Origin of the sequence: Geomonas ferrireducens, from assembly GCF_004917065.1 — a bacterium.
GTDB lineage: Bacteria > Desulfobacterota > Desulfuromonadia > Geobacterales > Geobacteraceae > Geomonas > Geomonas ferrireducens.
Genome location: NZ_SSYA01000002.1, coordinates 1,432,661 through 1,458,785, shown reverse-complemented (window position 1 = coordinate 1,458,785; position 26,125 = coordinate 1,432,661). Strand labels below are relative to the sequence as shown.

The following is a 26,125-nucleotide window of genomic DNA, read 5'->3' as shown; positions in this document are numbered from 1 at the left end:
CTGCGTCTTTGTCCACTAACCTGCATCTTTGTCCACTAACCTGCGTCTTTATCCACTAACCTGCGTCTTTGTCCACTAACCTGCGTCTTTGTCCACTAACCTGCATCTTTGTCCACTAACCTGCATCTTTGTCCACTAACCTGCGTCTTTGTCCGCTAACCTGCGTCTTTGTCAGCAAACTTGCGTCTTTGTCTACTAACTTGCGTCTTTGTCCGCTGACTTCCGTCTTTATCATTAAAACAACGCTGGGTGCGACTTTCCACGTTCCTCGTTGAGCAGGCTGCCATCATGTCTGCAGAGGGAGCCGCGAAGACGAAATGGGTGCAATCATCCCCTCCGGGCCCCGGCCAGCCGATACGTGGTCCAGATGAGACAGTTTGGAATGGAAAAGAGACGTTTACCTTGACGAAATGCATCAAACTCTTGCCAAAGAGTAAAGAATCCTTTACCTTTGCGGCGCAATTAGACTCACGCGCGGCTTGTCCTTCTCAAGCATGGAGAAAATCATGGGCATATTCAGCAGGATGTTCGGAAACGAAGATAATAAGACCGCGACGAAGGTCGTCGATGCCAACTTCATCACCACGCTGGCGATGCATGTGCGCGGCGAGCTGGAGCCCGCGCTGGCTTCCTACCAGGCCATGACGGAAAGGGACGCGAACGACTTCCTGGCCCTTTTCTTCACGGCTGCCGCCAAGGCCGACAGCGGTGCTGTCGAGGAGGCGGTGCAGGGGCTGCGTACCCTGAGTGCCCGCATCGCAGAGAACGGCGAGAGCATCTCCCGCACCATCGCCATGGAACTCGCCAACCTGCTGCACGAAGACGTCGTCACGGTGCGGGTGGGCGATGTCACCGCGCTGCTCGTCTCGTTCGGCGATCTCCTGAAAAGGGAGGGGTTCGTAAAGGAAAGCGCCGTATGCTTCGAGATCGCCGTTGGGCTTGCGCCGGATAACGCGCACATGCTGCATAAGCTTGGTGACACGCTGCATGACCTGCGCATCTACGACTACGCCGAGTCGGTACTTAAAGAGGCGATCAAACACGCGCCGCACCACTTCGGCGCTCTTTACACCTACGCGGTTCTTTTGCAGGACCTCGGACGCAACGACGAGGCCCTGACTCTTTACGAACAGGCGGTCAGGCTGGTTCCCTCCCACGTGAACTGCCATTGCAACTATGGTGCGGCCCTGCTTCGGGCGGACCGTATCGACGAGGCCATGGAGCATCTGAACACCGCCCTCAGGCTCGACCCGGAGGCGCCGCTCGTGAAGGTGAACCTGGGCTATGTCTACCTGTTGAAGGACGATTTGGAGACGGCGCGGAAGATGTTCACGGACGCCCTCGCGCTGAACGACAGGCTCGCACCGGCCTACTACGGCCTTGCCTCTACGGAGCGGGCGCTCGGGAGCGACGTTGCCGTAGTACGCGCGCTCTACGAGAAGGCGATCGAGGCCAACCCCTCCATCGCCGAAGCACATCTTGCCCTGGCGAACCTCCTGGCGAGCCTCGGCGACGAGCAGGCGGTAGCGCACTACGCGACCGCTCTGCAGCTGAACTCGACCCTGCCGAACCTGCGCCGAGATTTCGGGCAGGCCTGTTTGCAGCTGGGGCGCAGGGAAGAGGCGCTTGAGCTTTTGAAAATGGCGGTGATGCTGGACCCTGATGATGCCGTGGCGCGTGAGTTGCTCGCCCGGGCGGAGGCAACCCCGGCAGAAAACTAGGTCGTTACGTAGCGGAAGACCATCGCGATTAATTTTTAATGTAATGATATCGAGGAGGTGTGTGATGTATCGCTTGCTGTTAGCGCTTGTGGCAGTATCTCTTCTGGTGCGCCCAGCGCTCGCTTCCGAGCCTGCGGCGGCGGAAACTCCCGCGGTGAAAGTGGCGTCGGTGGACGCTGCGACGCTTGCGCAGGAGCCGGCCAAAGAGGTAAAAGACGCAAGCAGTGCCCCCGTGGACACGACGAGGGAGCAGTACAGGATGTGTCTTGAGTCCGAAGCGAAGATTAAGGCGCTGCGCAAGGGGCTCGAGGCAGACATCGCGCGCAACAAGGCCCAGCTCGCGGAAGTATCGAAGCGCTCGGCGTCGCTTCAGGAACAGAGAAAAAAGCTGCTCGAGGCGAAGGAGTCCAAGGTCGGCCCCTTCAACCGCCTGAGCGAGGAGCACAACAAGCTGGTGCAGGCGGCCCGCAAGGATGTGGAAAAGCTGAAGGCGCAATGGGCCACCTTCAACACAACCGTCACCGAGCACAACAAGAGCTGCTCAAGTATCATCATTACGGCCGAGGACCGCGACGAGGTAATGAAGGCGCGTTCCACCGTGGCAGGCCGCTAGTTTACCGGGAGGGGAGATCCCTCCCGGCGCTTTCCCCCGATGAGGTCCCGACTTTAGAAGGGTCTCCATATTTAACGTGCTTCTATTGACTTTGGTCAATGCATGTCCCTGCTTCCTGCCACAAGCTGTACCGTTGACACTTTTCCGCGGCCGATGCGGGTGGCCGGATAGGAGGGGGGATGGACCATGCTCGGAGGCAGGCTCACTTCACGACACCTCAGCTGTTGACCATCTACAAATGGGGACTCGCGGCCGGCTGGACCCTGGTCATCGCGACCCTTTTGGTATTCACCTACCACCATGAAATGTCGCAGGCCGCCGAAACGGCCCGCACCCAGGCCAGAAGCAACTTCCAGCGCGACCTGGTCTACCGGCACTGGAACGCCGCTTCCGGGTCGGTGTACGTGCCGGTTTGCGACCGTATCCAGCCCAACCCATACCTCTCCGGGATCCCCGAGAGGGACGTGGTCACCACCTCCGGTCGCCACCTCACCCTGGTAAACCCCTCCTACATGAGCCGCCTGGTGTTCGATCTCGCCTCCGATTCGTTCGGCGTCAAGGGGCACATCACCAGTCTCACCCCGCTGCGTCCGGAAAACCGTGCCGATGACTGGGAGCGGGGCGCGCTGCTTGCCTTCGAGCGCGGCTCCGAGGAAGAGAGCACGGTGGTTCACATGGCGGGGGGAAGCTACCTGAGGCTGATGAGGCCGCTCAAGACCGAGAGGGCTTGCCTTAGGTGCCATGAAAAGCAGGGGTGCCGGTTGGGTGGGGTACGCGGCGGGCTCAGCGTCGCGGTTCCCATGGCCCCCTTGTGGGACATCGCCAAAAAGACCTACCAACTGAACGCCGCGAGTTTCCTGCTGCTGTGGGGGCTTGGCATGGCCGGCATCCATTTCGGGGCCGGCAGACTGCGTCTGGCCATCGCCGAGCGTGACCTTGCGCAGCGGCGCCTGATTGAAACGAACCGCGATCTCTCCTTCCGAAGCGGCGAACTGGCCGCCGCGAACCGCGATCTCGACGCCTTTTGTTCCACCGTTTCCCACGACCTGCGTTCCCCGCTTACCGCGGTGTCCGGGTATTGCCAGTTGTTGAAGGAGAGTCTTTCCGAAAACGCCCAAGACGCGCGGGCCTACACCGACGTGATCCTCGCCTCGACGGCGAAGATGGAGGGGCTGATCACGTCGCTGCTCAAGTTCGCGCGCATCGCGCGGAACGAACTCGTCCCCGCCGACGTCGATCTCACGTCCATCGCCGCAGACATGGCGGCCGAGCTCAGGGCACGCGAGCCGCAGCGGCAGGCGGTTTTCGTCATCGCCAACGGGCTGACGGCGCGCGGCGATGCCGGACTTTTGCGTGTCGTCTTGCAGAACCTGATGGAGAACGCCTGGAAGTACACCGGGTTGTGCCCGGAGGCGAGGATCGAGGTCGGGCTCGAGCGGCGCGACGACGGCGCCTTTTTCTTCGTCCGGGACAACGGCATCGGTTTCGACGAGGCCGAGGCCGCGCGGGTGTTCGAGGCGTTCCGGCGTCTTGAAAACGCGCAGCAGTTTGAGGGGACCGGTATCGGGCTTGCGACCGTCAAGCGGATCATAGAGCGCCACGGCGGCACGATCGACTGCAAGGCGAAGCCGGGTTACGGTGCTACCTTCTATTTTTCACTCCCCTAGTCGTCCCGGGAAAAACGGGGAGTCCTTTCGGAACAGGCGGATAATTCCCCGTGATTTGACCTCGGTCAAGGCGCCGCTGCGCCACGAAGCTATTATCGCTGTTACCAAAAGGTAACAGGAGGCAGCGTGACAGATGCAGCGGGGGGCACGGAGGGGATTTTCAGGGCGATACTGACCAGCATGGGCGAGGGGATCGTCTTCGCCGACCACACCAACACGATCGTCTGCGTCAACGCGGCAGCCGAGCAGATCCGCGGCATCGACGCCGCGAACTTCCTCGGGCGCGACCTTCTCTCCATACACCCACCACCCGCCCGTACCCGCATCGGCGCCCTCCTGGAGAGCCTGAGAGCAGGTACCCTCGCCTACCACACGCGTCCCCTGGAGATCAAGGGGCGCATCTTCGAGAACAGCTACTATCCGATCCGGGAAGGGGAGGACCGCTTCGTCGGAACCCTCATGGTGAGCCGCGACATCACCGAGCGGGAGCACCTGAAGGAGGAGAACTCGGAACTGCGCGACCAGCTTTTGAGCGAGGTCTCCTTCGGGGGACTCATCGGCCGCAGCGCGGTCATGCAGCCGGTCTTCCAGATGATCCGTTCCACGGCGCACCTTGATTCCACCATCCTGATCACCGGCGAGAGCGGTACGGGTAAGGAGCTTGTCGCCCGCGAGCTGCATGCGAAAAGCAGGCGCAGCGGAGCGCCATTGATCAAGGTGAACTGCGCCGCGCTCCCGGAGAGCCTGATCGAGTCGGAGCTCTTCGGCTACGAGAAGGGGGCCTTCACCGGTGCGCTCAGGGAGCGCAAAGGGAAGTTCGAGCAGGCACACCGCGGCACCCTTTTCCTGGACGAGATCGGCGAGCTGCCGCTTGCCGCCCAGGCGAAGCTTTTGCGCGTCTTGCAGGAGCGGACGGTGGAGAGGGTGGGGGGGAGCCGGGAAATCCTGGTGGACGTGCGCATCGTCGCCGCCACGAACCGCGACCTGCGCCAGGACGTGGCGGACGGCAAGTTCCGCGAGGACCTCTTCTACCGCCTGAACGTGATCCCGGTCGAGGTCCCTCCGCTGCGGGACCGGCTCGAGGACATCCTCCCCCTGGCGGGTCTTTTCCTGAAACGTTTCGGCAGGGAGATGGGGCGCCCGGCGCTCAGGCTCTCCCGGGAGGCGAAGGAGGTCCTGCTCGCGCACCGCTACCCCGGCAACGTGAGGGAGCTTAAAAACGCCATGGAACGTGCTTCCGCGCTCTGCAGCGGCGATACCCTCGGCGTCGAAGACCTTCCTCCCGAGTTGAGGGGGAGTGCGGAGGCGCCGGGAACTCAGCGCCCATCCCGGGCGGAAAAGGGATCGTTGCTCGCCGAGCGCCTGGACGACCGGGAGGCCGAGCTGATCGAGCAGGCGCTCGCGGCGGCGGGCGACAGCCGCACCGAGGCTGCCCGGCTTCTGGGGATCTCCCGCAAGACCCTCTGGAAGAAGATGAAGCGTTACCGCTAGGTAACGCCGTGTTACCCACCTGCAACGCCCCGACCGGGGCTCCCGCTGCGCATCCATCGCAACATCCGCATCTTACGAGAACGTGTCAGTTTGGCACGTTCGCTGCTCTTCTTACCGTATCCGTTACCCTCCTGCGGCCGCGCTGCCGGGGGAAAATCACAACGACAGGAGAACGTAATGAAGATGCTGCGAGGATGTCTCGTCACGGCAGTTGCGGGACTGGCACTGGCCGGATTCGGCTGCTCAGCGAAGAAGGTCGACGTCACCGATGCACGCCCGGCGATCGCCGATGGCGCCGTCGATCCGGCCGAGTGGGGCAAGCTCTACCCGAAACAGTACCAGCTCTGGAAACAGACCTCAGAACCGACCCCGGCAGGTAAGAGCAGGTACAAGAAGGGGTGGGATGTTGGGGAGGAAAACCCGGACAAGCTTGACGAGTACCCGTTCCTCGCGCTCCTTTACAACGGCTGGGCCTTCGGTTCCGAGTACAAGGAGCCGCGCGGCCATTACTACATGATTCAGGACCAGCTCGACGTCGACCCGGGGCGCTACAAGGCGGGGGGCTCCTGTCTGACCTGCAAGACCCCTTACGCTCCGGCGCTCGCGGGGCAGCTCGGCAGGGACTACTTTGCGAAACCCTACCAGGAGATTCGCGGCAAGATCCCAAAGGAGAACCAGACGCTGGGCGTTTCCTGCATCGACTGTCACGACAACCGCACCATGACCCTCAAGATCTCCCGCGGCTTCACCCTCGGCAAGGGGCTTGAGAAGCTCGGTGTGGACCAGTCCAAGCTCACCCAGCAGGATATGCGCACCCTGGCTTGCGCCCAGTGCCACGTCACCTACAGCATCCCGAAGGATGAGCACATGAAGTCGACCGACGTCTTCTTCCCGTGGGAGGGGAGCAAGTGGGGCGGCATCACCATCGAGAACATCATCAAGAAGCTTAGGAGCAACAAGCCGAGCGGCGAGTGGACCCAGAGCGTCACCGGCTTCAAGCTCGTCTTCATCCGCCACCCCGAGTTCGAGCTCTTCTCCAACAACAGCGTGCACTGGCAGGCGGGTGTGACCTGCGCCGACTGTCACATGCCCTCGACCGAGGTGAACGGGCAGAAGGTCTCCGACCACCGTATCATGAGCCCGCTGAAGAACGACCTGAAGGCCTGCAAGCAGTGCCACGAAGAGTCCCCCGAAAAGATGCGCGAGAAGGTCTACGCCATCCAGGACAAGGTCATGTCGCAGTACATCCGCGCCGGCTACGCCACGGCAACCGTCGCGAAACTCTTCGAGATGGCGAACAAGGCGCAGTCCTTCGGCAAGACCCCGGACCAGAAGCTTTACGCCGCGGCGAGGGACCACTACGAGGAGGCGTTCTACCGCGTCATCTTCATCGGCGCAGAGAACTCGATCGGCTTCCACAACCCGTCCGAGGCGCAGCGTGTGTTGACCGACGCCTCGACGCATGCGGCCGCCGCCGACAAGTTGTTGAGGGAGATGCTGGCGAAGGCCGGTGTGGACGTGCCGGCCAAGGTCGACCTTGAACTCACCAAGTACGTCAACAACCGTGGCGCGAAGAAGCTCATGTTCAAGCCCGAGAACGAGATCAAGGACCCCTTCGCGGGTAAATAACCCGCACTGCCGGGGGCAGGGGGAAACCCCTGCCCCTTTTTTTATCCCTTAAGGAGGAAAACACTTCATGAAACGACGCCTCTCGGTGGTGATGCGACGCAACGTCGCCATCCGCAAGAGACTGGCAAGGGTCCCGAGGCGGTGTCGCGCACCGATCAGGGGGGTACGGGCTCCGATGACACTGCGCTACGCCTTCTGGAGTTTTGTCAGCTCCTCCGCAGGGCTTTTGGCCATCGCGGAGGTGACGAGACTCCTCGGGCACCCGCTCCTCATCGGTTCGCTCGGCGCCTCGGCCGTGCTCCTCTTCGGGGCAAACGACTCGCCGCTCGCACAGCCGCGCAACCTGGTGGGGGGACATCTCCTCTCCGCGCTCGTTGCGGTGGGCGTGGTCGCTCTTTTGGGCTCGACACCGCTTACCATGTCGCTCGCGGTCGGGATCTCCATCTTTCTAATGAACCTTACCCACACCACGCACCCCCCCGGAGGCGCCACCGCGCTCATCGGCGTTCAGGGTGCTGCCGGTTTCGGTTTCGTGTTCCTTCCGGTGCTCACCGGGGTTTTGATCCTGCTGGCGGTCGCCTGCATGACCAACAACGTCGTTTACCACCGCTCCTACCCGCGTCACTGGTTGTAGTGCGATGACAGTCGGAAGAGTGGCGGCGCCCGTTTTCAAAACTTCTTCAAATTATTCGAATTTTATGGTAGTAGGATAACCGACACTGCTTTAATGTGAATTCTGACAGTTGCCGCAGAGGAAGGAGAATCCGGAGTGATAGCTAAGATCGTGGTGCGTTATGCCGACGGCAGGCTCGCCAAGGGGACTACCGAGGACCTGGCCGCCAACAAGGAGCTTTTCCACCTGACCGAAGCGGGAAGCGGGAAACGGCACGAAATCAACGTTGCGGAGCTGAAGGCGATCTTCTTCGTCAAGAGCTTCGAAGGAAGATCGGAGTACCAGGAGCGGCTGGACGTGGAACGGGTCGGCATGGGGAAGAAGATCCGGGTCTCCTTCAAGGACGGCGAAACCGTGGTCGGCTACACCCAGGGGTTTTCACCGGCGCGGGCGACCTTCATCGTCTTTCCCTGCGATCCGGACAGCAACAACGAGAAGGTGTTCGTGATGACCCAGGCAGCCAGTAACGTAGAATTCATCTAAAAAACGCTCCCTCGGCAGTGGCGTTCACGCACCTGCCGGGGGGCTTCCCCTCTTTTAATCACATGCCTATGCCCGAAAAAAACGCCTGTCCCTTCTGCACCCTCGACCCCGCCGAAATCCTCCTCGAGAACGACCATGCCATAGCCTTCTACGACCGTTTCCCGGTGACTCCCGGGCACGCCCTCGTCGTGCCCAGACGGCACGTGGACTCGTTCTTCGAGATAACGGGCGAAGAGCTGGCGGCGCTTTGGGAGTTGCTCGGGCGGGTACGCGAGCACCTCATCGCTAAGCGGAGCCCGGACGCCTTCAACGTAGGCATCAACGACGGCGTTGCAGCCGGGCAGACCGTGATGCATCTGCACATCCACCTGATCCCGAGGTACTCGGGGGACACCGAGGACCCAAGGGGCGGGGTGCGCTGGATCATGCCGGTCAAGGCGCCGTACTGGAAGAAGGGTTGACCTACCCTTGGGCGATTTGCCGGTAGAAATCTTCCGGGTCGCTCGTGGGACGGCGGCAGCTACGGTTCTCGCATAGATACGCCACCGCCTGATCCCCTTGCGCCTTCTTTCCCTCCAGAAGCGGCACGAGCCGCGCCGCCCGCTCGAAATCTTCCCCCTCGCATGTAATGATAGCCACCCGGTTCGGGACGAAGGCCCGCCTGAGCGCGGCGAGCAATGGGGCCGCGGCCTCGGGCCTGTCCCGCGGTGCTACGATCACGATTTCCTTGGGCGTTTGCCGCAGATAGTCCACCGCGAGCAGCATTTCGGAGAGGGCGGTCGGCGCGTTCTCGAGCTGCGTCGTGAAGGCGTCCAGCGCCCGGCGCGCCCCTTCGAGCAAGGCGGCGTCGCCGGTCATCGTGTGCAGCCGCAGGAGGTTCATCACCATCACCGAGTTTCCCGAGGGAACCACCCCGTCGTACGCCGGTTTCTCCCTGGAGATGAGCGCCTCGTGGCGCGGGCCGGTCATGTAGAAGCCCCCTCGTTCCCTGTCCTCGAAATCCTCCCGCACCGCTGCCGTGAGCTCGAGCGCCCGCTCGATCCAGCGCGGATTGCCCCCCGCCTCGAAAAGGTCGATGAGCGCCGCGATGAAAAAGGCGTAGTCGTCGAGGAACCCTTCACCTTTCGCCTGACCTTCCTGAAAACTGTGGCTCAGCCGGCCGTTGCCGGTCATCTGCTCGAGCACGAATCCGGCCCCCTTTTCCGCGTTCCGTACCAGTTCCGGGTTGTCCAGGAGCAACCCGCCGCGTGCGAAGGCGGAGATCGCGAGCCCGTTCCATGAGGCGAGGAGCTTCTCGTCCCGCAAGGGGAGCGGCCGCTTGTTGCGTGCGCGGTAGAGCGCCTCCCGGCAATCGGCCAGCGTCAACGCCAGCTCCTTCTCGGGAATCTTCAGCTCCCTGGCGAGTTCCGGGAGTTCCTTGTCCCTGTGCAGGATGCTGCGCCCTTCGAAGTTCCCACCCGCGGTCACCCCGAAGCAGTACGCAGCGAGGAGGCCGCGCTCCTTTCCAAGGCTTTCCTCAAGTTCGTCCGGGGTCCAGGTGAAATACGCCCCTTCTTCGCGATGCCCGTCGGCGTTCAGACTGTCCGCGTCGGTCGCGCTGTAAAAGGCGCCGCCGGGAGCGAGCATGTCGCGTTCCAGGTAGTGCAGGATGTCCCGCGCCACGGCGGCGAAGGCGTTATCCCCGGTTGCCTGGAATCCTTCGAGGTAGCTGAAGGTAAGGAGGGCGTTGTCGTAGAGCATCTTCTCGAAGTGCGGCACCTGCCACGCCGTGTCCGTGGCGTAGCGGTGAAAGCCGCCGCCGGCCTGATCGCAGATGCCGCCGGCGGCCATGCGCTTCAAGGTCAGTTCGACCATGGCGAGAAAGCTTTTGTCGCCGCTGTTTTTGTAGTGGCGCAGCAAAAGGCGCAGCGGCAGCGAGCTCGGGAACTTTGGAGCGCCGGTCAGCCCGCCGCTTCGTTCGTCGAAACGGTCCCGGTAGAGCGTCACCGCCCGCTCGAGGGAGAGCTCCTGCCGGGAGGGCTCCCCTTCCGGCGGGGCGAGCATGTTCCTGATCGCCTCGGTGAGCTGGAGTCCGGCGCGGGCGACGCGGTCCGGCGCGGCGTCGAAGCTCTCCCTGATGCGGCGTAAAAGGGACATAAAGCCGAGCCCGCCGGGGTAGTCTTCGGGTGGGAAGTAGGTGCCGCCGTAGAAGGGCCTGCGGTCGGGGGCCGTGAAGACGTTGAGCGGCCATCCCCCTTGCAGTCCCATGGCGTGCACCGCGGTCATGTAGACCGTGTCCACGTCGGGGCGCTCCTCGCGGTCCACCTTGATGGCGATGAAGTTGCGGTTCAGGTATTCCGCAATCGCTTCGTCCTCGAAGGAAAGTTCCTCCATGACGTGGCACCAGTGGCAGGTCGCGTAACCGATACTGACCAGCACCGGCCGGTTCAGCCGCTGCGCCAGTTCGAAAGCCTCGTCCCCCCAGGGAAACCAGTTCACCGGGTTGTGGGCGTGCTGCAAGAGGTAGGGGCTCGTCTCCAGGAAGAGGCGGTTCGTGTACTTAGCCCACCCGCCGGGAAGCAGGTGACGGGTGCGCGGGCGGTACGCTGGGGCCCGGCGCAGGCGCAGCAGCTCGATGGCCTCGAGCGGCGGGGTAGGGAGTTCCTCGGTTCCGGGAAGCGGCTGGTAATGATCGGCCAGGGTCGACATGGTCTCTTCTCCGTGCTGAATAGGTCAATGAGTCTTGAAACGTCGCTACCGGTTGCGGAGCACTCCTTGGCAAGGCCACAAAAGGATTAACTGTACCATGTTTTCACCCGGCGGAGGGGGGGCGCCGCAAAGAAGAATGGCTCTCACGGCCCCGCGAAGCGAATAGTGGCATTCGCCGGAAGAAGAATGCTTGACTTGGCTTTTGCACCGATGATATATGCGTGTATATGCACGCATACGAGAAGTGCGGCAAGGAGAGAGCCATGAAAGAGAATCGACGGGCGAGTGACAGGGCGAGCGTCTGCAACTGCGTCAACCTGCGCCGTGCCTCGCGCGCCATCACCAGGATCTACGACGATGCCCTGCAGCCTTCCGGCCTCAAGGTGACCCAGTATTCGGTTCTGGCCAACCTGTCGCGTGCGGGTGCGGTGAGCGTAAGCGCACTTGCCAGGATGCTCACGCTGGACAGGACCACGCTGGTCCGGAACCTCAAGGCGCTGGAGCAGGCGGGGTTCGTTGAGGGGGCTCCTTCGCCTGACCCGAGGGAGCGCGGGGTAAGCCTGAGTGAAACCGGGCGTGCCGCGGTGGCCAAGGCTCAGCCGTACTGGCTGCAGGCGCAGCAACTGATCGAAGAAAAGCTCGGCGCCGAAGGTGTGCGGCAACTGGGGGCACTGGCGCTTGCCCTGGAGGGAAGTGCCGGAAGCGATACGGCAGGCGATGAGCTTGGCGAGACCGGGTAAGGGGGGAGGTATGGCCGAAACGCGAAAACTTCACTACGCCTGGCTCATCATGGCGGTGACCTTCCTGACCCTGCTCGTCACGGCGGGGATCAGGTCCACGCCGGGGATCCTCATCGTCCCTCTCGAGCACGAGTTCGGCTGGTCACGGGCGACCATCTCGCTGGCCGTATCGGTGAACCTGCTTCTGTACGGGCTGATGGGTCCCTTCGCCGCCGCCTTCTTCGACAGGATCGGGGTGCGCAGGACCATGGCCGTTGCCCTCTTTCTCCTCGCCCTCGGGGTGAGCGCCACGACGCTGATGACGCGCCCGTGGCACATGGTGCTGATCTGGGGGGTGCTGGTCGGGTGTGGGGCCGGGATGACCGCCTACAGCCTGAGCGCCACCGTGGTGAACCGGTGGTTTCAAAAGTCCCAGGGGACGGTACTCGGGGTGCTGACCGCGAGTTCGGCGACCGGACAGCTCCTCTTCCTGCCGCTTTTAGCCCGGCTGTCGCACCACCACGGTTGGCGCTCCGCGGCCTTTGCAACCGCCGCCGCGGCCCTCGTGGTCTTCCCGCTGGTGCTTTTCATCATGCGCAACCACCCGCACGAGGTCGGAGTGTCACGCTACGGCGCCGAGGAGGAGGCGGCTCCCGCGCAACATGACCCGGGGGAAAACCCGTTCCGAGTAGCCATAGGAGGTCTGCAGCGCGGCATCCGCAGCACCGACTTCTGGCTCCTCGCCGGGAGCTTCTTCGTGTGCGGCGCGAGCACCAACGGCCTCATCGGCACGCACCTCGTTCCCGCCTGCGTCGATCACGGCATCCCGGAGGTTGCCGCCGCGGGACTCTTAGCCTTCATGGGGATCCTGGACCTTTTCGGCACCACCCTTTCCGGGTGGCTCTCCGACCGCTACAACAGCCGCTACCTCCTCTGCTGGTACTACGGGCTGCGCGGGCTGTCGCTTCTGGGGCTTCCCTTCGCCCTTTCCGGTCCGCAGTGGAGCCTCTCGGCCTTCGCGATCTTCTACGGGCTGGACTGGATCGCGACCGTTCCGCCCACGGTGCGTCTCACCGCCGAATCCTTCGGCAGGGAGAACGTCGGGGTGATGTTCGGCTGGATCTTCGCGAGCCACCAGGTGGGAGCAGCCCTCGCCGCGACCTTCGCCGGCACGGTGCGCACCTACCTGGGCGACTACATGGTTGCCTTCCTGCTCTCTGGGGTGATCTGCCTGCTTGCTGCTGGGCTGGTCCTGAGGATCAACGGGAGGAGGCTGCCCCGGCTCGCTCCCGAGGCAGCCTGACCGTCAACCGATCCGGGAGGACCTGCCGCAGTCCTGTATGGCGAAGAATAGCTGCGAGTGGCGGTTGGGGACGCGGTTGGGGAGCTCGCCGCGCTGGTGGCTGCGTCGCTGGGGACGTGACGTCGCCGCTGCGTCGTTGCGACATCCCCCTTTCAGGTACTCGGCGGTGATCACCCTGAATTCCCTGCGGGCGACCGTCAGCGCAGTTTCGAAAAGCCTGTACAGGCCTGGCTCCCTGAAGCATCGGCAGAAGGTGGCGTAAAGGTCGATGCTGAAGCGCTTGTCGAGCATGGCCTGGTGCAGGTGGTTGCCGGGGGGCGTCACCTTTTCCGCAAGGGTAGCAAGGCAAGACGGGGGCACCACCGGCTCATGCGCCGCGGCCTCCGACTCGGGAAGGGCCCTCAGCAGGGCCTCGATGCGCCGCGACTGTTCCTCCGCCAGCCGCTGAAAAAAGCTCCTGTGGCGATCGTCCGCCGCCATGGCGCCCCTTCGATACAGCGTCTCGCTCTTTCTTTCAACGCCCACCACCAGCCTGACCGCCTCCGCCAGTAGTTCTTTCATCGCTTTCTCTCCCGCTGCGGCGTCCTTGCGCCGCCGGCAAAACTGCTCCTCTCTGAAAGATTGGTCATTTTTAACCACGGCAATGCTAGCCTCGCTGGCAACTGCAGTCAATCGGGTTAATATTAATGCGGAAGAGCGGCGGCACACATGAGAAGGCTGACCTTGCCCAAGCGGTTATGGCATTTTGAGCGGGACCTGTGCTATGTTGTCGCCTTGTGTCGCGATTTTTGATTTGCAAGGGAAGTGCAGATGACGATTAGATGGTACCCCGGCCACATGAGCAAGGCGCTCGAACAGATCTCGGAACTGGTCCGCAAGATAGACCTGATCATAGAGGTGCTCGATGCCCGCCTCCCTTATTCCAGCTCCAACCACCTGCTGGAGCAGGTGCGCCGGAACAAGCCCTGTATCAAGGTGCTGAACAAGAACGACCTCGCCGACCCCGCCGTCACAAAGGCGTGGGTGCAGCATTTCCAGAAGAGCGCCGGCGTGCGCGCCCTGCCGCTTGTCGCGAAGAACATCCCGGAGACGAAAAGCCTCGTCAAGCTGTGCAAGCAGCTCGTGCCGCACCGCGGCAACCCCGGCTACCCGATCCGCACCATGGTGGTCGGCATACCAAACGTGGGCAAATCGACCCTCATCAACACGCTGGCGGGGAGGAGCATCGCCAAGGTGGGGGACCGCCCGGCGGTGACCATGCGCCCGCAGCAGATCCCTCTCAACAACGGCATCCTCATCTTCGATACCCCGGGGCTGCTCTGGCCGGTGATGAACGACCAGGGGGGCGCCTATCGGTTGGCCGCCAGCGGGGCCATCGGCGCCAACGCCCTCGACTACACAAACGTCGGCGTCTTCGCCGCTGCGTACATGATGCGTCGTTACCCCGAGCTCGTGAAGGAGCGCTACAAGCTTGCCGAGCTCCCGGAGTCCCCTCAAGAGGTGGTCGAGGCGGTGGGGCGCTGCCTTGGCTGTATCATGAGCGGTGGCGTGGTGGACGTGCACCGTGCCGCCGAGACCTTCCTGCGCGAGCTGCGCGCCGGTAAGGCGGGAAGGATCAGCTTCGAGGAACCGGGGACCCCTGAGGACGTCGAGGCTGAACTGCTTCGCTTCGCGGGAATCGATACCGGGGAAGAGCACCAACAGGCACCCGCCGTGCCGGAATGAGACCATGGAAAGACGTCCGCTTCGGACCAGCCGCTTGCGCGTCACACTAGGGCGACTGCTCTCCCCGCCTTTGCAGGGTAGTGGCCGCCTCCTCGCCCTTTTCGTTCTTTGTTTTCTGGCCGCCCCCACCGCACTCCTCGCGGCCGGGGCGGCCTCCGCCGCGCACACCCGCACCGTTGTGGTCGGCGGGGACCGCGATTACCCACCCTACGAGTTCATCGACCGTTCCGGTCAGCCCGCAGGCTACAACGTAGATCTGACCCGCGCCATCGCCGAGGTGATGGGGATGAAGGTGGAGTTCCGTCTCGGGGGGTGGGCGGAGATGCGCGACGCGCTCCAGACCGGACGTGTCGACGTACTGGAGGGGATGTCCTATTCCGAGGAGCGCTCCCGGGAGGTCGATTTCTCAGTCCCCCACGCCGTGGTGAACCACGCCATCTTCGGTCGCAGGGACAACGCCTCGGTGAACACCCTGGAGGAACTGAAGGGGAAGACCGTGGCGGTGCACCGCGGCGGGATCATGCACGACTACCTGACCCGCAAGGGGGTCGGGGCCCGGCTCACCCTGACCGAGACCCCGGCGGACGCCATGCGCCTCGTCGCGTCCGGCAAGATCGACTACGCCGTGGTTGCCATCGTCCCGGGGATGTACATGATCCGGGAGTTGAAGCTCACCAACCTGGTCCCGGTGGTGCGTAATGTCGCCACGCAGCGCTACTGCTACGCCGTGGACAAGGGGAACGCCGAGCTGCTATCGCGCTTCAACGAGGGGCTCGCCATCCTCAAAAAGACCGGCCAGTACGACGCCATTCACAACAAGTGGCTGGGGGTGGTCGACACGGCCCCCATCGACTTGTGGACCATAATGAAGTACGCAGCCGTCGTCGTGGTGCCGCTCGTGCTGCTTCTGGGGGGCTTCGCCCTCTGGTCCCGGACGCTGCACCGGCAGGTGGCGCTGCGCACCGCCGACCTCACCCGAGAAGTCGCCGAGAGGCGCCAGGTGGAGGAGGAGCTGCGCCTAAACCAGCAGCAGCTCGTGCAGGCGGACAAGATGGCGGCGCTCGGCGTCCTCGTTTCCGGCGTCGCGCACGAGATCAACAACCCGACCGGGATCATCCTGCTGGAGGCCCCGATCCTGAAGCGCTTCCACACCGATGCCACCAAGATCCTGGAGCGCTACTACGAGGAAAACGGCGACTTCACCTGCGGCGGCCTGCCGTACTCCCGCATGCGGCAGGAGGTGCCCAAGTCCCTGGCGAAGATCCAGGACGCCGGCAAGCGCATCAAGAGGATCGTGGACGACCTCAAGGATTTCGCGCGGCAGGACACGACGGGGGGCAACGACGTCATCGACCTGAACCAGGCGGCGCAGGCGGCGGTCCGTCTCGTGGAACCGACCATCCGCAAGGCGACCCGCAATTTCAGCGTCGGCTACAGGAAAGGGCTCCCTCGGGTGCGTGGCAACCGGCAGCGCATCGAGCAGGTGCTGGTCAACCTGATCCTGAACGCCTGCCAGGCGCTGCCCGATTCCGAGCGCGGCATCGAGCTCGTCACCTGGCACGACGCATTCCGCAACGCCGTGGTCCTCAAGCTGCGCGACGAGGGGACCGGCATCGCGCCCGAACACCTGTCGCGCCTGACCGACCCGTTTTTTACAACGAAGCAGGATAAGGGGGGGACCGGGCTCGGGCTCTCCGTTTCCGCCGGCATCGTCAAGGAGCACGGCGGGACCCTCGAGTTCCAGTCGGACGGCAGCGGCACCACGGTCACTTTGACCCTTCCCGCCTATCTGAAGGAGGAAAACGCTTGAGCGAGACTCTCTACCCCGATTTCGGAGTCCTTTTGGTCGACGACGAGCCCGACTGGCTCGGCTCTTTGACGCTCACCCTGGAGACCGCCGGGGGGATCAGCAACATCACCACCTGCAGCGACAGCCGCCAGGTGCTTTCCATACTGGGGGAGAAGCGCATCGGGCTGGTCATGCTCGACCTCACCATGCCGCACCTCTCGGGCGAGGAGGTGCTGGCCCAGATCGCGGAGCACTATCCCGACACGGCGGTGATCATCCTCAGTGGGTTGAACCAGCTTGAGACGGCGGTGCGTTGCATGAGGCTTGGGGCTTTCGATTACTGCGTGAAGACCGACGAGGAGGAGCGCATCGTAGGGAGCGTGTTGCGTGCGATCCGGATGGTGGAGATGAAGGCGGAGTTCCAGGAGGTGTCGAACCGCCTCATCACGCGCGAGCTTTCACACCCGGAAGCCTTTTCCGCCATCGTGACCGGCGACCGCTCCATGCTGGACGTCTTTTCCTACATCGAGGCGGTGGCGAAGAGCCCGCAGCCGCTGCTCATCACGGGCGAGAGCGGGGTAGGGAAGGAGCTGATCGCCCAGGCGGTGCACCGTCTGAGCGGCTGCCGCGGCAAGCTCGTTACCGTGAACGTGGCGGGGCTCGACGATACCGTTTTCGCCGACACCCTGTTCGGCCATGTGCGCGGGGCCTTCACCGGCGCCGACCAGGCAAGGCGCGGCATGGTGGAGGAGGCGGCCGACGGTACGCTATTTCTCGACGAGATCGGAGACCTGAGCATCGCTTCCCAGGTGAAGCTCCTCAGGCTTTTACAGGAACGGGAGTACTTTCCGCTCGGGTGCGACCTACCGAAGCGCCTGAGGGCGCGTGTCGTCGTGGCGACGCACCAGAACCTGCAGGCGAAGGAGGGGGAGGGAAAATTCCGCCGCGACCTCTACTACCGGCTGCGCACCCACCGGGTGCAGATACCGGCGCTCCGTGAGCGGCGCGGCGACATCGCGCTGCTGCTCGATCACTTCCTCGCCGAGGCCGCCGAGGCGCTCGGAAAGAAGAAGCCGACCCCTCCCAAGGGGCTTGCGCAGTTTCTCTCCACCTACAGTTTTCCCGGCAACGTGAGGGAGTTGAGGGCGATGGTCTACGATGCGGTGAGCGTGCACCGCGACCGGATGCTCTCCATGGACAGCTTCGTGAAGGCGGTCGAGTCCGCACAGGCCGAGGCAGGTCCCTCGACAGCGGCACCTCCCAGGCAAAACCCCTTCAGCGGCTTCGATGAGCTCCCCACCTTCAGCGATGCCGCGGCCTTCCTCGTACAGGAGGCGCTCGCCCGCGCCAATGGCAACCAGACGCTCGCCGCGCGCCTTCTCGGCATCTCGCAGCCGGCCCTCAGTAAGCGGCTCAAGATGATGCATTCCTGAAACGGTTGGGAGATCGACCGGTTGTGCGGCTGGGGGCTCTAATGAACATGCATAACCTGCGGTTATAATGATAAAAAAGGTTATCGTTTAGTATATAGTTGAATTTACATGAATTTTTTTGCCGTAGTTGAAAATGCCATAGCCCCAGGTTATGGCATTTTTTGTTGTCATGTTCCCCGGGATGAGGCTTTTTCTCTGTAATTACAGATGGATGAGTGAAAGTTGGATTTTGGCATCAAGCCTGCTCTACCAGGGTTAGATAACGAACGCGGCGCCGGTGACGGCTTCGCGCAACAGCTAACCAGGTGCAACAAAGGAGGTTGTCATGGCAGCGATGTTTTGGATCCAATTCGTACTCGTCCTCGGTGCGGTGCTCATAGGCATCCGCAAAGGCGGCGTGGCTCTCGGCATGATCGGTGGTCTGGGGGTGTCGGTACTGGTGCTCGGTTTCCGTAGCGCCCCGTCCGAGCCACCGATCGCCGTTATGCTCATCATCCTGGCCGTCGTCACCGCGTCGGCTACGCTCCAAGTGGCGGGGGGGCTCGACTACCTGGTACAGCTCACGGAGAAGCTGCTGCGTGCCCATCCGAAGTACGTCACCATCCTCGCCCCGCTCTGTACCTTCTTCCTGACCGTCTGCTGCGGCACCGGCCACGCCGTCTATGCCCTGCTTCCGGTCATCTCAGATGTCGCGATCAAGACGAAGATCCGTCCTGAACGCCCGATGGCGATTTCCAGCGTGGCCTCCCAGATGGGGATCACAGCGAGCCCCGTGGCCGCCGCGGTCACCTTCTTCCTGGGCTTTGCGGCGAAAGCCGGGCACCCTGTGACCCTTATCGACATCATCTCGGTCACTATGCCTGCCGGCATCATCGGCGTTCTGGCCGCCGCAGCCTGGAGCTTCAACCGCGGGTTGGAGCTCGACAAGGACCAGGAATTCCAGGCGCGCCTTCAGGACCCCGAGTTCCGCAAGGGGCTCGATGCGGATGTCACCACGCTGGACAAGAAGATCTCCACCGTTGCCAAGGTTTCCGTCGCGCTCTTCTTCGCAGGTGTCGGCACCATCATCCTGATGGCGAGCTGCCCGTGGCTGCTGCCGTTGGCTGCCGACAAGAAGCCGATCCCGATGACCACCGTCGTCCAGTTCATCATGCTTGCCTACGGCGCCTTCATCCTCTTCGCCGCCAAGGTAAAAGCGAAAGACATCGCCCACTCCAGCGTCTTCATCGCGGGTATGATCGCCGTCGTTTCCATCTTCGGCATTGCCTGGATGAGCGATACCTTCATCACCGCAAACAAGAAGTACCTGATCGACAACATCGGCATCATGGTTAAATTGGCCCCCTGGACCTTCGCCATCGCGACCTTCTGCATCTCCGCTTTCGTGAAGAGCCAGGCGGCCACCCTTGCCATCACGCTCCCCCTGGGGCTCGCCCTCGGTCTTCCGATTCCGCTGCTCCTCGGGCTCATGCCGGCAAGTTACGCCTACTTCTTCTTCGCCTTCTACCCGAGCGATCTCGCCGCCATCAACATGGACCGTACCGGCACCACAAGGATCGGGAAGTACCTCTTGAACCACAGCTTCATGATCCCGGGTTTGATCGGCGTGGGTGTCTCCACCGTGGTCGCCTACACTATTTCCCAGTTCATTTTTTAAGGCGATTAACAGGGATGACGGGGATAAAAGGGATAATGGCAGGATAAAGGAAGAAGGTTTCGTGCTGTTACAGAAAAAGGGTCCTGGCAGAAATGCCGGGACCCTTTTTTGTTGCCGGTTCGTGATAACCTGCCGCTGGTAGAGTCCCTCTTTTGCAAAGGGGGATTTAGGGGGATTTGCTTTCGTGGGTAGAGGCAAATCCCCCCTGTCCCCCCTTCGCAAAGGGGGGACGCTAGGGCACGTGTACTGCCCATCGGTCAACACGCCACACTCTCCGAAATTCTGTGGATGAACCTTAGCAATGTGGGGAGAAGTAGGAACGTTGAACGTTGAACGTTGAACGTGTTCAGCCGTTAAGCCAGCTCGAAGTTGTTCTGGTAGGCGGCGAGTGTGTTGATCATGAGTGCGGCGACGGTCATGCGTCCCACGCCGCCGGGGACCGGGGTGATCCACTCGCACTTCGGGGCGACCGCGTCGAAGGCGACGTCGCCGACGAGCTTGCCGTTCTCGAGACGGTTGATGCCGACGTCGATCAGGGTGACGCCGTCCCGCACCATGTCCGGAGTGACGAACCCGGGGATACCGACCGCCACGATGACGATATCGGCGCGACGCGTCTCCTCGATGAGCAGTTCGCGCGGCGTCTCTATGTGGGTGAGGGTGACCGTCGCATTGCCGATGTCGAAATCGTTGGAGAGCATGATGGAGATCGGCTTGCCGACTATGTTGGAGCGCCCGATCACCACGCAGTGCCTGCCTGCCACCGGCACCTGGTAGAACTGCAAAAGCTTGCAGATGCCGTAGGCGGTCGCGGGGCGAAACGCCTTCTGCCCCAGGGCCATCCTGCCGAAGTTCGTGGGGTGAAAGCCGTCGATGTCCTTATCGGGGGAGATGGCGTTAATCACGCGCTGCGCGTTAATCTGCTTGGGAAGCGGGAGCTGGACGATGACGCCGTCGGTGGAGTTGTCCTCGTTGATCTCGGCGATGAGGGCGAGGAGCTCTTTCTCGGCGACCGTCTCGGGGAGACGGATTAAATTGCTGTCGAATCCGGAGAGCGCGCAGGTCGTGATCTTGGATTTGACGTAGGATTCGCTCGGGGCGTGGTGGCCAACCAGGATCACGGTCATGTGCGGCTTTCGAAGCCCCGCGTCTACGTGACGCGCGACCTGCTTTGCTATTCCCGCGATCAGACTGTCAGCGCATTTCTTGCCATCTAAAAGGTTCATGCTGTTTCCTCTGTCTGGAGTGTGACCGGCACAGGAGGTAGGGTGCCGAATTACGATTAGTAGCATAAAAAAAGTGACGGCTCAACAGCTAGTTAGCGTGAACCGGTATACGTTAAAGACGGCATCGGCTGGTGGGACGGCAGGATTTCCCCCGTCCTGTGGCAGTGGCGGAAGGGGCTTCGCTGTATACGGAAAGGTCGGTTTTGAAGTCGTGTAGGTTGCCGTAAAATCGGCCGATTCCTGGCAGTTAAAAATTAATGAATGTTAAATGTTAAACAGGAAGTATACCATTACTAAACTTTTTGTTGACAAAATACGGGTAAGGCAATACATTGCCAAAATACAAAAGGTTTACTGTTACTAAACCGGGGAGGACTGCTTGAAAATCGGTGAGAGGTTGAAGAGGCTCAGGATGGCCAATTCGCTGACTCAGGAAGAGCTGGCCAGCCGAGCAGATCTGACCAAGGGCTTCATATCTCAGTTGGAGAACGACGCCACGTCGCCGTCCATCGCGACTCTCAAAGACATCGTGGATGTCTTCGGCATAAGCATGCAGGAGTTCTTCAGCGAGGAGCCGGATCAGGACATAGTGTTCGGTAAGGATGCACGCGTGCAGGCAACGGACGATGGGGACAGCGTCAAGGTCGAGCTCCTGGTGCCGGGGGCGCAGAACCGCGAGATGGACCCCGTGCTGGTGACGCTTGATCCCGGCGGAGAAATGGACGAACAGCCCATCCACGAGGGCGAGGAGTTCGGCTTCGTCATTTCCGGCAAGGTGCAGTTGCGGCTGGATGACAAGCTGTACACGGTGGACAAGGGAGAGTGCTTCTACTTCTCCTCGGACCGCAAACATGCTGTGAAGAATGTAGGAAAGAGCGCGGCAAAGCTGCTCTGGGTTGTGACACCCCCAACGTTTTACTATTGAACAGAGGAGAGTAAGTCAAATGAGCAAAGTATTGATTATCGGGGCAGGCGGCGTAGGTGGCGTAGTTACCCACAAGTGCGCTCAGGCAACCGGCGTGATCACCGCCATTACCCTCGCTTCCCGTACCGAATCCAAGTGCCGCGCCATTGCGGACCAGATAGAATTCCCGGTCGACACCGCCCAGGTGGATGCCGACAACGTGCCTGAACTGATCGAGCTGATCAAGCGCGAGCAGCCCAAGCTCGTCATCAACGTGGCGCTTCCGTACCAGGATCTGACCATCATGGACGCCTGCCTCGCCACCGGCGTGGACTACCTGGATACCGCCAACTACGAGCCGCTCGACACCGCTAAGTTCGAGTACAGCTGGCAGTGGGCCTACCAGGACCGCTTCAAGGAGAAGGGGCTCATGGCGCTTCTCGGCTCCGGCTTCGACCCGGGCGTCACCAACGTCTACACCGCCCTCGCTGCCAAGAAGTACCTGGACGAGGTGCACGAGATCGACATCATCGACGCCAACGCGGGGAACCACGGCCAGCCCTTCGCCACCAACTTCAACCCGGAGATCAACATTCGCGAGGTGACCGCGGCCTGCCGTCACTGGGAGAAGGGCGACTGGGTCGAGACCGCTCCGCTTGCCACCAAGCGCGTCTTCGACTTCCCGGACGGCATCGGCCCGATGAACATCTACCGCATGTACCATGAGGAGATGGAGTCGCTGGTGAAGCACATCCCGACCATCAAGAAGGCGCAGTTCTGGATGACCTTCTCGGACAACTACCTGAAGCACCTGGAGGTGCTGCAAAACGTCGGCATGACCCGCATCGACGAGGTCGAGTTCAACGGCCAGAAGATCGTGCCGCTGCAGTTCCTTAAAGCGGTTCTGCCGGACCCGGGGAGCCTCGGGCCGCTCACCAAGGGGCGCACCTGCATCGGCGTCATCGCCCGCGGCATCAAGGACGGCAAGAGGAAACAGGTCTACATCTACAACATCTGCGACCACGAGGCGTGCTACCGCGAGGTGAAGAGCCAGGCCATCAGCTACACCACCGGCGTCCCCGCCGTCGTCGGCGCGATCATGATGCTGACCGGCAAGTGGCGCGGCGAGGGCGTGTTCAACATGGAGCAGTTCGATCCGGAAGCGTTCATCGAGACTTTAGGCCCCATGGGCCTTCCCACCGTCGTAGTCGACGGCGGCGACTGGGCGGAACTGTAAGTGACCAAACTGCACGTAGAAGAGATGACGCGGCTTGCCCCGTCCCCGGCCTTCGTGGTCGACCTGGGGCGGCTGCGCCACAACCTGGCCATACTCGACGAGGTGCAAAAGCGCAGCGGCGCCAAGATCCTTCTGGCGCTGAAGGCGTTTTCCATGTGGAGCGTCTTCCCGATCATCGCGCAGACGCTGCACGGGATCTGCGCAAGCTCCCCATGGGAGGCGCGCCTTGGTCGCGAGGAATTCGGCCGCGAGGTGCACAGCTTCTCCGCAGCCTTCAAGGAAAGCGACGTGGCGGAGCTCCTCACCACCTCGAACCACCTGGTGTTCAACTCGTTCAACCAGTTGGAGCGCTTCCGTCCCATGTGGGAGCAGTACGCCGGGCGCGTGTCGGTAGGGCTCAGGGTCAACCCGGGTCATTCCGAGGGGCACACCCCGATCTACGACCCGGCGGCACCGAAGTCGCGCCTTGGCATCCTGCGTTCGGAGTTCGAGGGTAAATCCCTGGCCGGTGTCGAAGGCCTGCACTTCCATACCCTGTGCGAGCAGCTCTTTGAGCCGTTGGAGCGGACCTCCAAGGTTTTCGAGGAGAAGTTCGGCGCGTTCCTGCCGCAGATGAAGTGGCTGAACCTGGGGGGAGGGCACCACATCACCCGCGAGGGTTACGACATCGACGCCCTGGTGGAGCTGGTGCGTTACTACCGGGAGAAATACGACCTCGAGGTTTACCTCGAGCCCGGGGAAGCGATCGCCATCGGTACCGGCATCCTCGTCTCGGAGGTGCTCGACGTGGTGCACAACGAGCTGGACATAGCGGTCCTGGACGTCTCGGCCACCTGCCATATGCCCGACATCCTGGAGATGCCGTACCGTCCCGAGATCCAGGAAGGGTACCTCCCCGGCGAGAAGGAGCATGACTACCGCCTGGGCGGTCCCTCGTGCCTTGCCGGCGACGTCATCGGCGACTGGTCTTTCGACCACAAGCTCGTCCCGGGGGAGAAACTTGCCTTCCTGGACATGTCGCACTACACGATGGTGAAGACCACTACTTTTAACGGCATCCAGCTGCCGCATATCTGCACCTATGAGCCGGAAACCGGTGAACTGCGCGTTGTGCGCAGCTTCAGCTATGAAGACTTCAAGAACCGCTTGTCGTGATGACTGTCAACACTCCACTTTGCTGCACATGGTGAACTGAAAATGGCTAAATGGACCATCAACGATTCCTCCAAGACCTACAACATCGATAACTGGGGCGCCGAACTCTTCTCGGTCAACAAGAAGGGTAACGTCTGCGTGCACCCGACCCCCAATTCGAAATACTCGATTGATCTCAAGGTGCTGGTCGACGACCTGATCAAGAGGAAGATCAAGCCGCCGATCCTTCTGCGCTTCATGAACATCCTGGAGGGGCGTATCGCCTCGATCAGCCGCGTGTTCAAGAACGCCATTCACGACAACAACTATCCGGCGAGGTACCAGACCTTCTACCCGATCAAGGTGAACCAGCAGCGCCAGGTGGTTGAGGCTATCGCGAACTTCGGCAAGAAGTACAACATAGGCCTTGAGGTAGGTTCCAAACCGGAGCTCGTCGCCGCCATCTCCATGGTGACCGGCAGCAACCTCCCAATCATCTGCAACGGTTACAAGGACACCGAGTTCATCGAGACGGTCCTCTTCGCCACCCGCGTGGGCTACGACATCACCATCGTGGTGGAGAAGCTCTTCGAACTGGAGAAGATAGTCGAGGTGGCTAAACGCACCGGGATCACCCCGAAGCTCGGCATCCGCGTCAAGCTCTCCTCCAAGGGGATCGGCAAGTGGTCCACCTCCGGCGGCGAGGACGCGAAGTTCGGCCTGCGCATCTCCGAGATCATCGCCGCGATCGACATGCTCCGTGAAAACGACATGCTGAACACGGTGAAGCTCCTGCACTTCCACGTCGGGAGCCAGATCACCAAGATCGACAAGATCAAGAACGCCCTCATCGAGGGGACAAGGATCTACGCCGAAATGAGGAAGCTCGGCGTCGATCTCGAGTTCCTCGATATCGGTGGCGGTCTCGGGGTCGATTACGACGGCTCCAAATCGAGCTACTTCTCCAGCGTGAACTACTCGCTCGAGGAGTATGCGAACGACGTCATCTACCAGGTGAAGAACATCTGTGAAGATGCCGGTGTTCCCTGCCCGAACATCATCTCCGAGTCGGGGCGCGCGACGGTCGCGCACTACTCGGTGCTGATCACCGACGTTTTGAACAACAACACCCAGACGCTCATGCCGGACTTCGAGTTCATCCTGACCGAGACGGAGAAACTCTCTCCTACGGTCAAGAAGCTGGTCGACATCTACAAGAGCATCGACAAGCACTCCCTGCGCGAGGATTACCACGACACCATCCAGCTGATCCAGGAGTCGGTGAGCCTCTTCAACCTCGGCTACCTAAACATGGCCGAGCGGGCCAACGCGGAGTGGATCTACTCGAAGATCATCAGGAAAATCAACTCCATCGTCGAAAAGATGAAGCCGATCCCGGACGAGCTGCAGAACTTCCAGCTGAGCCTGAGGCAGACCTACTTCGCCAACTTCTCGCTGTTCCAGTCCATCCCGGACTCCTGGGCCATCGATCAGCTCTTCCCGATCGTGCCGATCCAGCGCCTGGACGAGAAGCCGGACGTCCTCGCGTCCATCGCGGATATCACCTGCGATTCCGACGGCGAGATCACCAGCTTCGTGGGCGAAAACGGCAGGACCAAGGCGCTGCCGCTGCATAAGATCAAGGGGGACGAGCAGTACTACATCGGCTTCTTCCTGATCGGCGCCTACCAGGAGATCCTGGGCGATATGCACAACCTGTTCGGTGACACCAACGCGGTGCACATCACCTTCAACAAGAAGACCAACTACAAGATCGATACGGTCATCACCGGCGACGCGACCTGGGAGAGCCTGAAGTACGTGCAGTACGACGCGCAGGAGATCCTGAAGCGGGTGAGAAACAACCTGGAGAAGGATGTCTCGCTGCAGAAGGTCTCCATCGAGGAGAGCAGCCATTTCCTCGAGCTTCTCGACAAGACGCTGCAGGCCTACACCTACCTGGGAGAATAGAAGCCTTTTTCTTTAAGGTTGTGGGGGCAACTCCGATACAAAGCAGGGGAAGATCAATGATC

Annotated in this window: 21 protein-coding genes; 18 read left to right on the top strand and 3 right to left on the bottom strand. The window is 61.8% G+C overall.

What is annotated here, in order from left to right; all coding sequences use genetic code 11:
* Positions 1–506: 506 nt before the first annotated feature.
* The 8 genes from E8L22_RS15240 (at position 507) to E8L22_RS15205 (ending at position 8,738) form a co-directional block, all read left to right on the top strand.
* Entirely contained in the window at positions 507–1,721 is a 1,215-nt protein-coding gene (locus tag E8L22_RS15240; RefSeq protein ID WP_136525960.1) for a tetratricopeptide repeat protein, read from the top strand.
* A gap of 64 nt (positions 1,722–1,785) precedes the next feature.
* Entirely contained in the window at positions 1,786–2,334 is a 549-nt protein-coding gene (locus tag E8L22_RS15235) for a hypothetical protein (RefSeq protein ID WP_136525959.1), read from the top strand.
* A gap of 179 nt (positions 2,335–2,513) precedes the next feature.
* Positions 2,514–4,001: an ATP-binding protein gene (locus E8L22_RS15230; protein ID WP_136525958.1), complete on the top strand. Its 1,488-nt coding sequence runs from the start codon at positions 2,514–2,516 to the stop codon at positions 3,999–4,001.
* Between the two features lie 126 nt (positions 4,002–4,127).
* Positions 4,128–5,492, top strand: coding sequence for a sigma-54 interaction domain-containing protein (locus tag E8L22_RS15225; RefSeq protein WP_281282979.1), 1,365 nt, complete (start codon positions 4,128–4,130; stop codon positions 5,490–5,492).
* 177 nt (positions 5,493–5,669) lie between these two features.
* Positions 5,670–7,121, top strand: a complete 1,452-nt coding sequence (locus tag E8L22_RS15220; RefSeq protein WP_136525957.1) for an ammonia-forming cytochrome c nitrite reductase subunit c552 — start codon at positions 5,670–5,672, stop codon at positions 7,119–7,121.
* Between the two features lie 67 nt (positions 7,122–7,188).
* Complete coding sequence (locus E8L22_RS15215) at positions 7,189–7,755, top strand: HPP family protein (RefSeq protein WP_136525956.1); 567 nt, start codon at positions 7,189–7,191, stop codon at positions 7,753–7,755.
* 135 nt (positions 7,756–7,890) lie between these two features.
* Entirely contained in the window at positions 7,891–8,277 is a 387-nt protein-coding gene (locus E8L22_RS15210) for a DUF6982 domain-containing protein (RefSeq protein ID WP_136525955.1), read from the top strand.
* Positions 8,278–8,345: 68 nt separating this feature from the next.
* Positions 8,346–8,738, top strand: a complete 393-nt coding sequence (locus E8L22_RS15205; protein ID WP_136525954.1) for an HIT family protein — start codon at positions 8,346–8,348, stop codon at positions 8,736–8,738.
* A 1-nt stretch (position 8,739) separates the two neighbouring features.
* Here the strand turns inward: E8L22_RS15205 and E8L22_RS15200 are convergent, their stop codons facing one another.
* Entirely contained in the window at positions 8,740–10,965 is a 2,226-nt protein-coding gene (locus E8L22_RS15200; protein ID WP_136525953.1) for a thioredoxin domain-containing protein, read from the bottom strand.
* Positions 10,966–11,228: 263 nt separating this feature from the next.
* Here E8L22_RS15200 and E8L22_RS15195 point away from each other — a divergent pair, with 263 nt between their 5' ends.
* Both E8L22_RS15195 and E8L22_RS15190 read left to right on the top strand, forming a co-directional pair.
* The gene (locus tag E8L22_RS15195) at positions 11,229–11,705 is read left to right on the top strand and encodes a MarR family winged helix-turn-helix transcriptional regulator (RefSeq protein ID WP_136525952.1); all 477 of its coding nucleotides are present in this window, start codon (positions 11,229–11,231) and stop codon (positions 11,703–11,705) included.
* Between the two features lie 10 nt (positions 11,706–11,715).
* Positions 11,716–12,987 carry an MFS transporter gene (locus tag E8L22_RS15190; protein ID WP_136525951.1) on the top strand — a complete coding sequence of 424 codons (1,272 nt, stop codon included), beginning with the start codon at positions 11,716–11,718 and terminating at the stop codon, positions 12,985–12,987.
* 3 nt (positions 12,988–12,990) lie between these two features.
* Here E8L22_RS15190 and E8L22_RS15185 read toward each other — a convergent pair whose 3' ends face one another.
* Positions 12,991–13,548, bottom strand: coding sequence for a ferritin family protein (locus tag E8L22_RS15185; RefSeq protein WP_136525950.1), 558 nt, complete (start codon positions 13,546–13,548; stop codon positions 12,991–12,993).
* A gap of 249 nt (positions 13,549–13,797) precedes the next feature.
* On the opposite strand from E8L22_RS15185, the gene ylqF reads away from it, so the two are divergent.
* The 4 genes from ylqF (at position 13,798) to E8L22_RS15165 (ending at position 19,591) form a co-directional block, all read left to right on the top strand.
* On the top strand, positions 13,798–14,712 hold the full coding sequence (gene ylqF, locus E8L22_RS15180) for a ribosome biogenesis GTPase YlqF (protein ID WP_136525949.1): 915 nt from the start codon (positions 13,798–13,800) through the stop codon (positions 14,710–14,712).
* A gap of 4 nt (positions 14,713–14,716) precedes the next feature.
* Positions 14,717–16,522: a transporter substrate-binding domain-containing protein gene (locus tag E8L22_RS15175; RefSeq protein WP_136525948.1), complete on the top strand. Its 1,806-nt coding sequence runs from the start codon at positions 14,717–14,719 to the stop codon at positions 16,520–16,522.
* Entirely contained in the window at positions 16,519–17,934 is a 1,416-nt protein-coding gene (locus E8L22_RS15170; protein WP_136525947.1) for a sigma-54-dependent transcriptional regulator, read from the top strand. Before E8L22_RS15175 ends, E8L22_RS15170 begins: the two co-directional genes overlap by 4 nt.
* Positions 17,935–18,259: 325 nt before the next feature.
* Positions 18,260–19,591: an anaerobic C4-dicarboxylate transporter gene (locus E8L22_RS15165; RefSeq protein ID WP_136513853.1), complete on the top strand. Its 1,332-nt coding sequence runs from the start codon at positions 18,260–18,262 to the stop codon at positions 19,589–19,591.
* Positions 19,592–19,944: 353 nt separating this feature from the next.
* On the opposite strand, the gene E8L22_RS15160 is transcribed toward E8L22_RS15165, so the two are convergent.
* A complete protein-coding gene (locus tag E8L22_RS15160) occupies positions 19,945–20,817 on the bottom strand; it encodes a bifunctional 5,10-methylenetetrahydrofolate dehydrogenase/5,10-methenyltetrahydrofolate cyclohydrolase (protein WP_136525946.1) in 873 nt (290 codons plus the stop codon).
* Between the two features lie 379 nt (positions 20,818–21,196).
* Here E8L22_RS15160 and E8L22_RS15155 point away from each other — a divergent pair, with 379 nt between their 5' ends.
* Genes E8L22_RS15155 through speA form a run of 4 tightly spaced genes read left to right on the top strand, consistent with a single transcriptional unit; the run spans position 21,197 to position 26,063 of the window.
* Positions 21,197–21,742: a helix-turn-helix domain-containing protein gene (locus E8L22_RS15155; protein ID WP_135871140.1), complete on the top strand. Its 546-nt coding sequence runs from the start codon at positions 21,197–21,199 to the stop codon at positions 21,740–21,742.
* A 19-nt stretch (positions 21,743–21,761) separates the two neighbouring features.
* Entirely contained in the window at positions 21,762–22,958 is a 1,197-nt protein-coding gene (locus E8L22_RS15150; protein ID WP_136525945.1) for a saccharopine dehydrogenase family protein, read from the top strand.
* Positions 22,959–22,982: 24 nt separating this feature from the next.
* On the top strand, positions 22,983–24,113 hold the full coding sequence (nspC, locus tag E8L22_RS15145; RefSeq protein WP_407925353.1) for a carboxynorspermidine decarboxylase: 1,131 nt from the start codon (positions 22,983–22,985) through the stop codon (positions 24,111–24,113).
* A 42-nt stretch (positions 24,114–24,155) separates the two neighbouring features.
* Positions 24,156–26,063, top strand: coding sequence for a biosynthetic arginine decarboxylase (gene speA / locus E8L22_RS15140; RefSeq protein ID WP_136525943.1), 1,908 nt, complete (start codon positions 24,156–24,158; stop codon positions 26,061–26,063).
* The last annotated feature ends 62 nt before the right edge of the window (positions 26,064–26,125 follow it).

What these genes read in the sequence shown, in the direction of transcription:
- E8L22_RS15240 (WP_136525960.1), top strand. Translation starts at nt 507, where the DNA reads ATGGGCATATTCAGCAGGATGTTCGGAAACGAAGATAATAAGACCGCG.
- E8L22_RS15235 (WP_136525959.1), top strand. Translation starts at nt 1,786, where the DNA reads ATGTATCGCTTGCTGTTAGCGCTTGTGGCAGTATCTCTTCTGGTGCGC.
- E8L22_RS15230 (WP_136525958.1), top strand. Translation starts at nt 2,514, where the DNA reads ATGGACCATGCTCGGAGGCAGGCTCACTTCACGACACCTCAGCTGTTG.
- E8L22_RS15220 (WP_136525957.1), top strand. Translation starts at nt 5,670, where the DNA reads ATGAAGATGCTGCGAGGATGTCTCGTCACGGCAGTTGCGGGACTGGCA.
- E8L22_RS15215 (WP_136525956.1), top strand. Translation starts at nt 7,189, where the DNA reads ATGAAACGACGCCTCTCGGTGGTGATGCGACGCAACGTCGCCATCCGC.
- E8L22_RS15205 (WP_136525954.1), top strand. Translation starts at nt 8,346, where the DNA reads ATGCCCGAAAAAAACGCCTGTCCCTTCTGCACCCTCGACCCCGCCGAA.
- E8L22_RS15200 (WP_136525953.1), bottom strand. Translation starts at nt 10,965, where the DNA reads ATGTCGACCCTGGCCGATCATTACCAGCCGCTTCCCGGAACCGAGGAA.
- E8L22_RS15195 (WP_136525952.1), top strand. Translation starts at nt 11,229, where the DNA reads ATGAAAGAGAATCGACGGGCGAGTGACAGGGCGAGCGTCTGCAACTGC.
- E8L22_RS15190 (WP_136525951.1), top strand. Translation starts at nt 11,716, where the DNA reads ATGGCCGAAACGCGAAAACTTCACTACGCCTGGCTCATCATGGCGGTG.
- E8L22_RS15185 (WP_136525950.1), bottom strand. Translation starts at nt 13,548, where the DNA reads ATGAAAGAACTACTGGCGGAGGCGGTCAGGCTGGTGGTGGGCGTTGAA.
- ylqF (WP_136525949.1), top strand. Translation starts at nt 13,798, where the DNA reads ATGACGATTAGATGGTACCCCGGCCACATGAGCAAGGCGCTCGAACAG.
- E8L22_RS15175 (WP_136525948.1), top strand. Translation starts at nt 14,717, where the DNA reads ATGGAAAGACGTCCGCTTCGGACCAGCCGCTTGCGCGTCACACTAGGG.
- E8L22_RS15165 (WP_136513853.1), top strand. Translation starts at nt 18,260, where the DNA reads ATGGCAGCGATGTTTTGGATCCAATTCGTACTCGTCCTCGGTGCGGTG.
- E8L22_RS15160 (WP_136525946.1), bottom strand. Translation starts at nt 20,817, where the DNA reads ATGAACCTTTTAGATGGCAAGAAATGCGCTGACAGTCTGATCGCGGGA.
- E8L22_RS15150 (WP_136525945.1), top strand. Translation starts at nt 21,762, where the DNA reads ATGAGCAAAGTATTGATTATCGGGGCAGGCGGCGTAGGTGGCGTAGTT.
- nspC (WP_407925353.1), top strand. Translation starts at nt 22,983, where the DNA reads ATGACGCGGCTTGCCCCGTCCCCGGCCTTCGTGGTCGACCTGGGGCGG.
- speA (WP_136525943.1), top strand. Translation starts at nt 24,156, where the DNA reads ATGGCTAAATGGACCATCAACGATTCCTCCAAGACCTACAACATCGAT.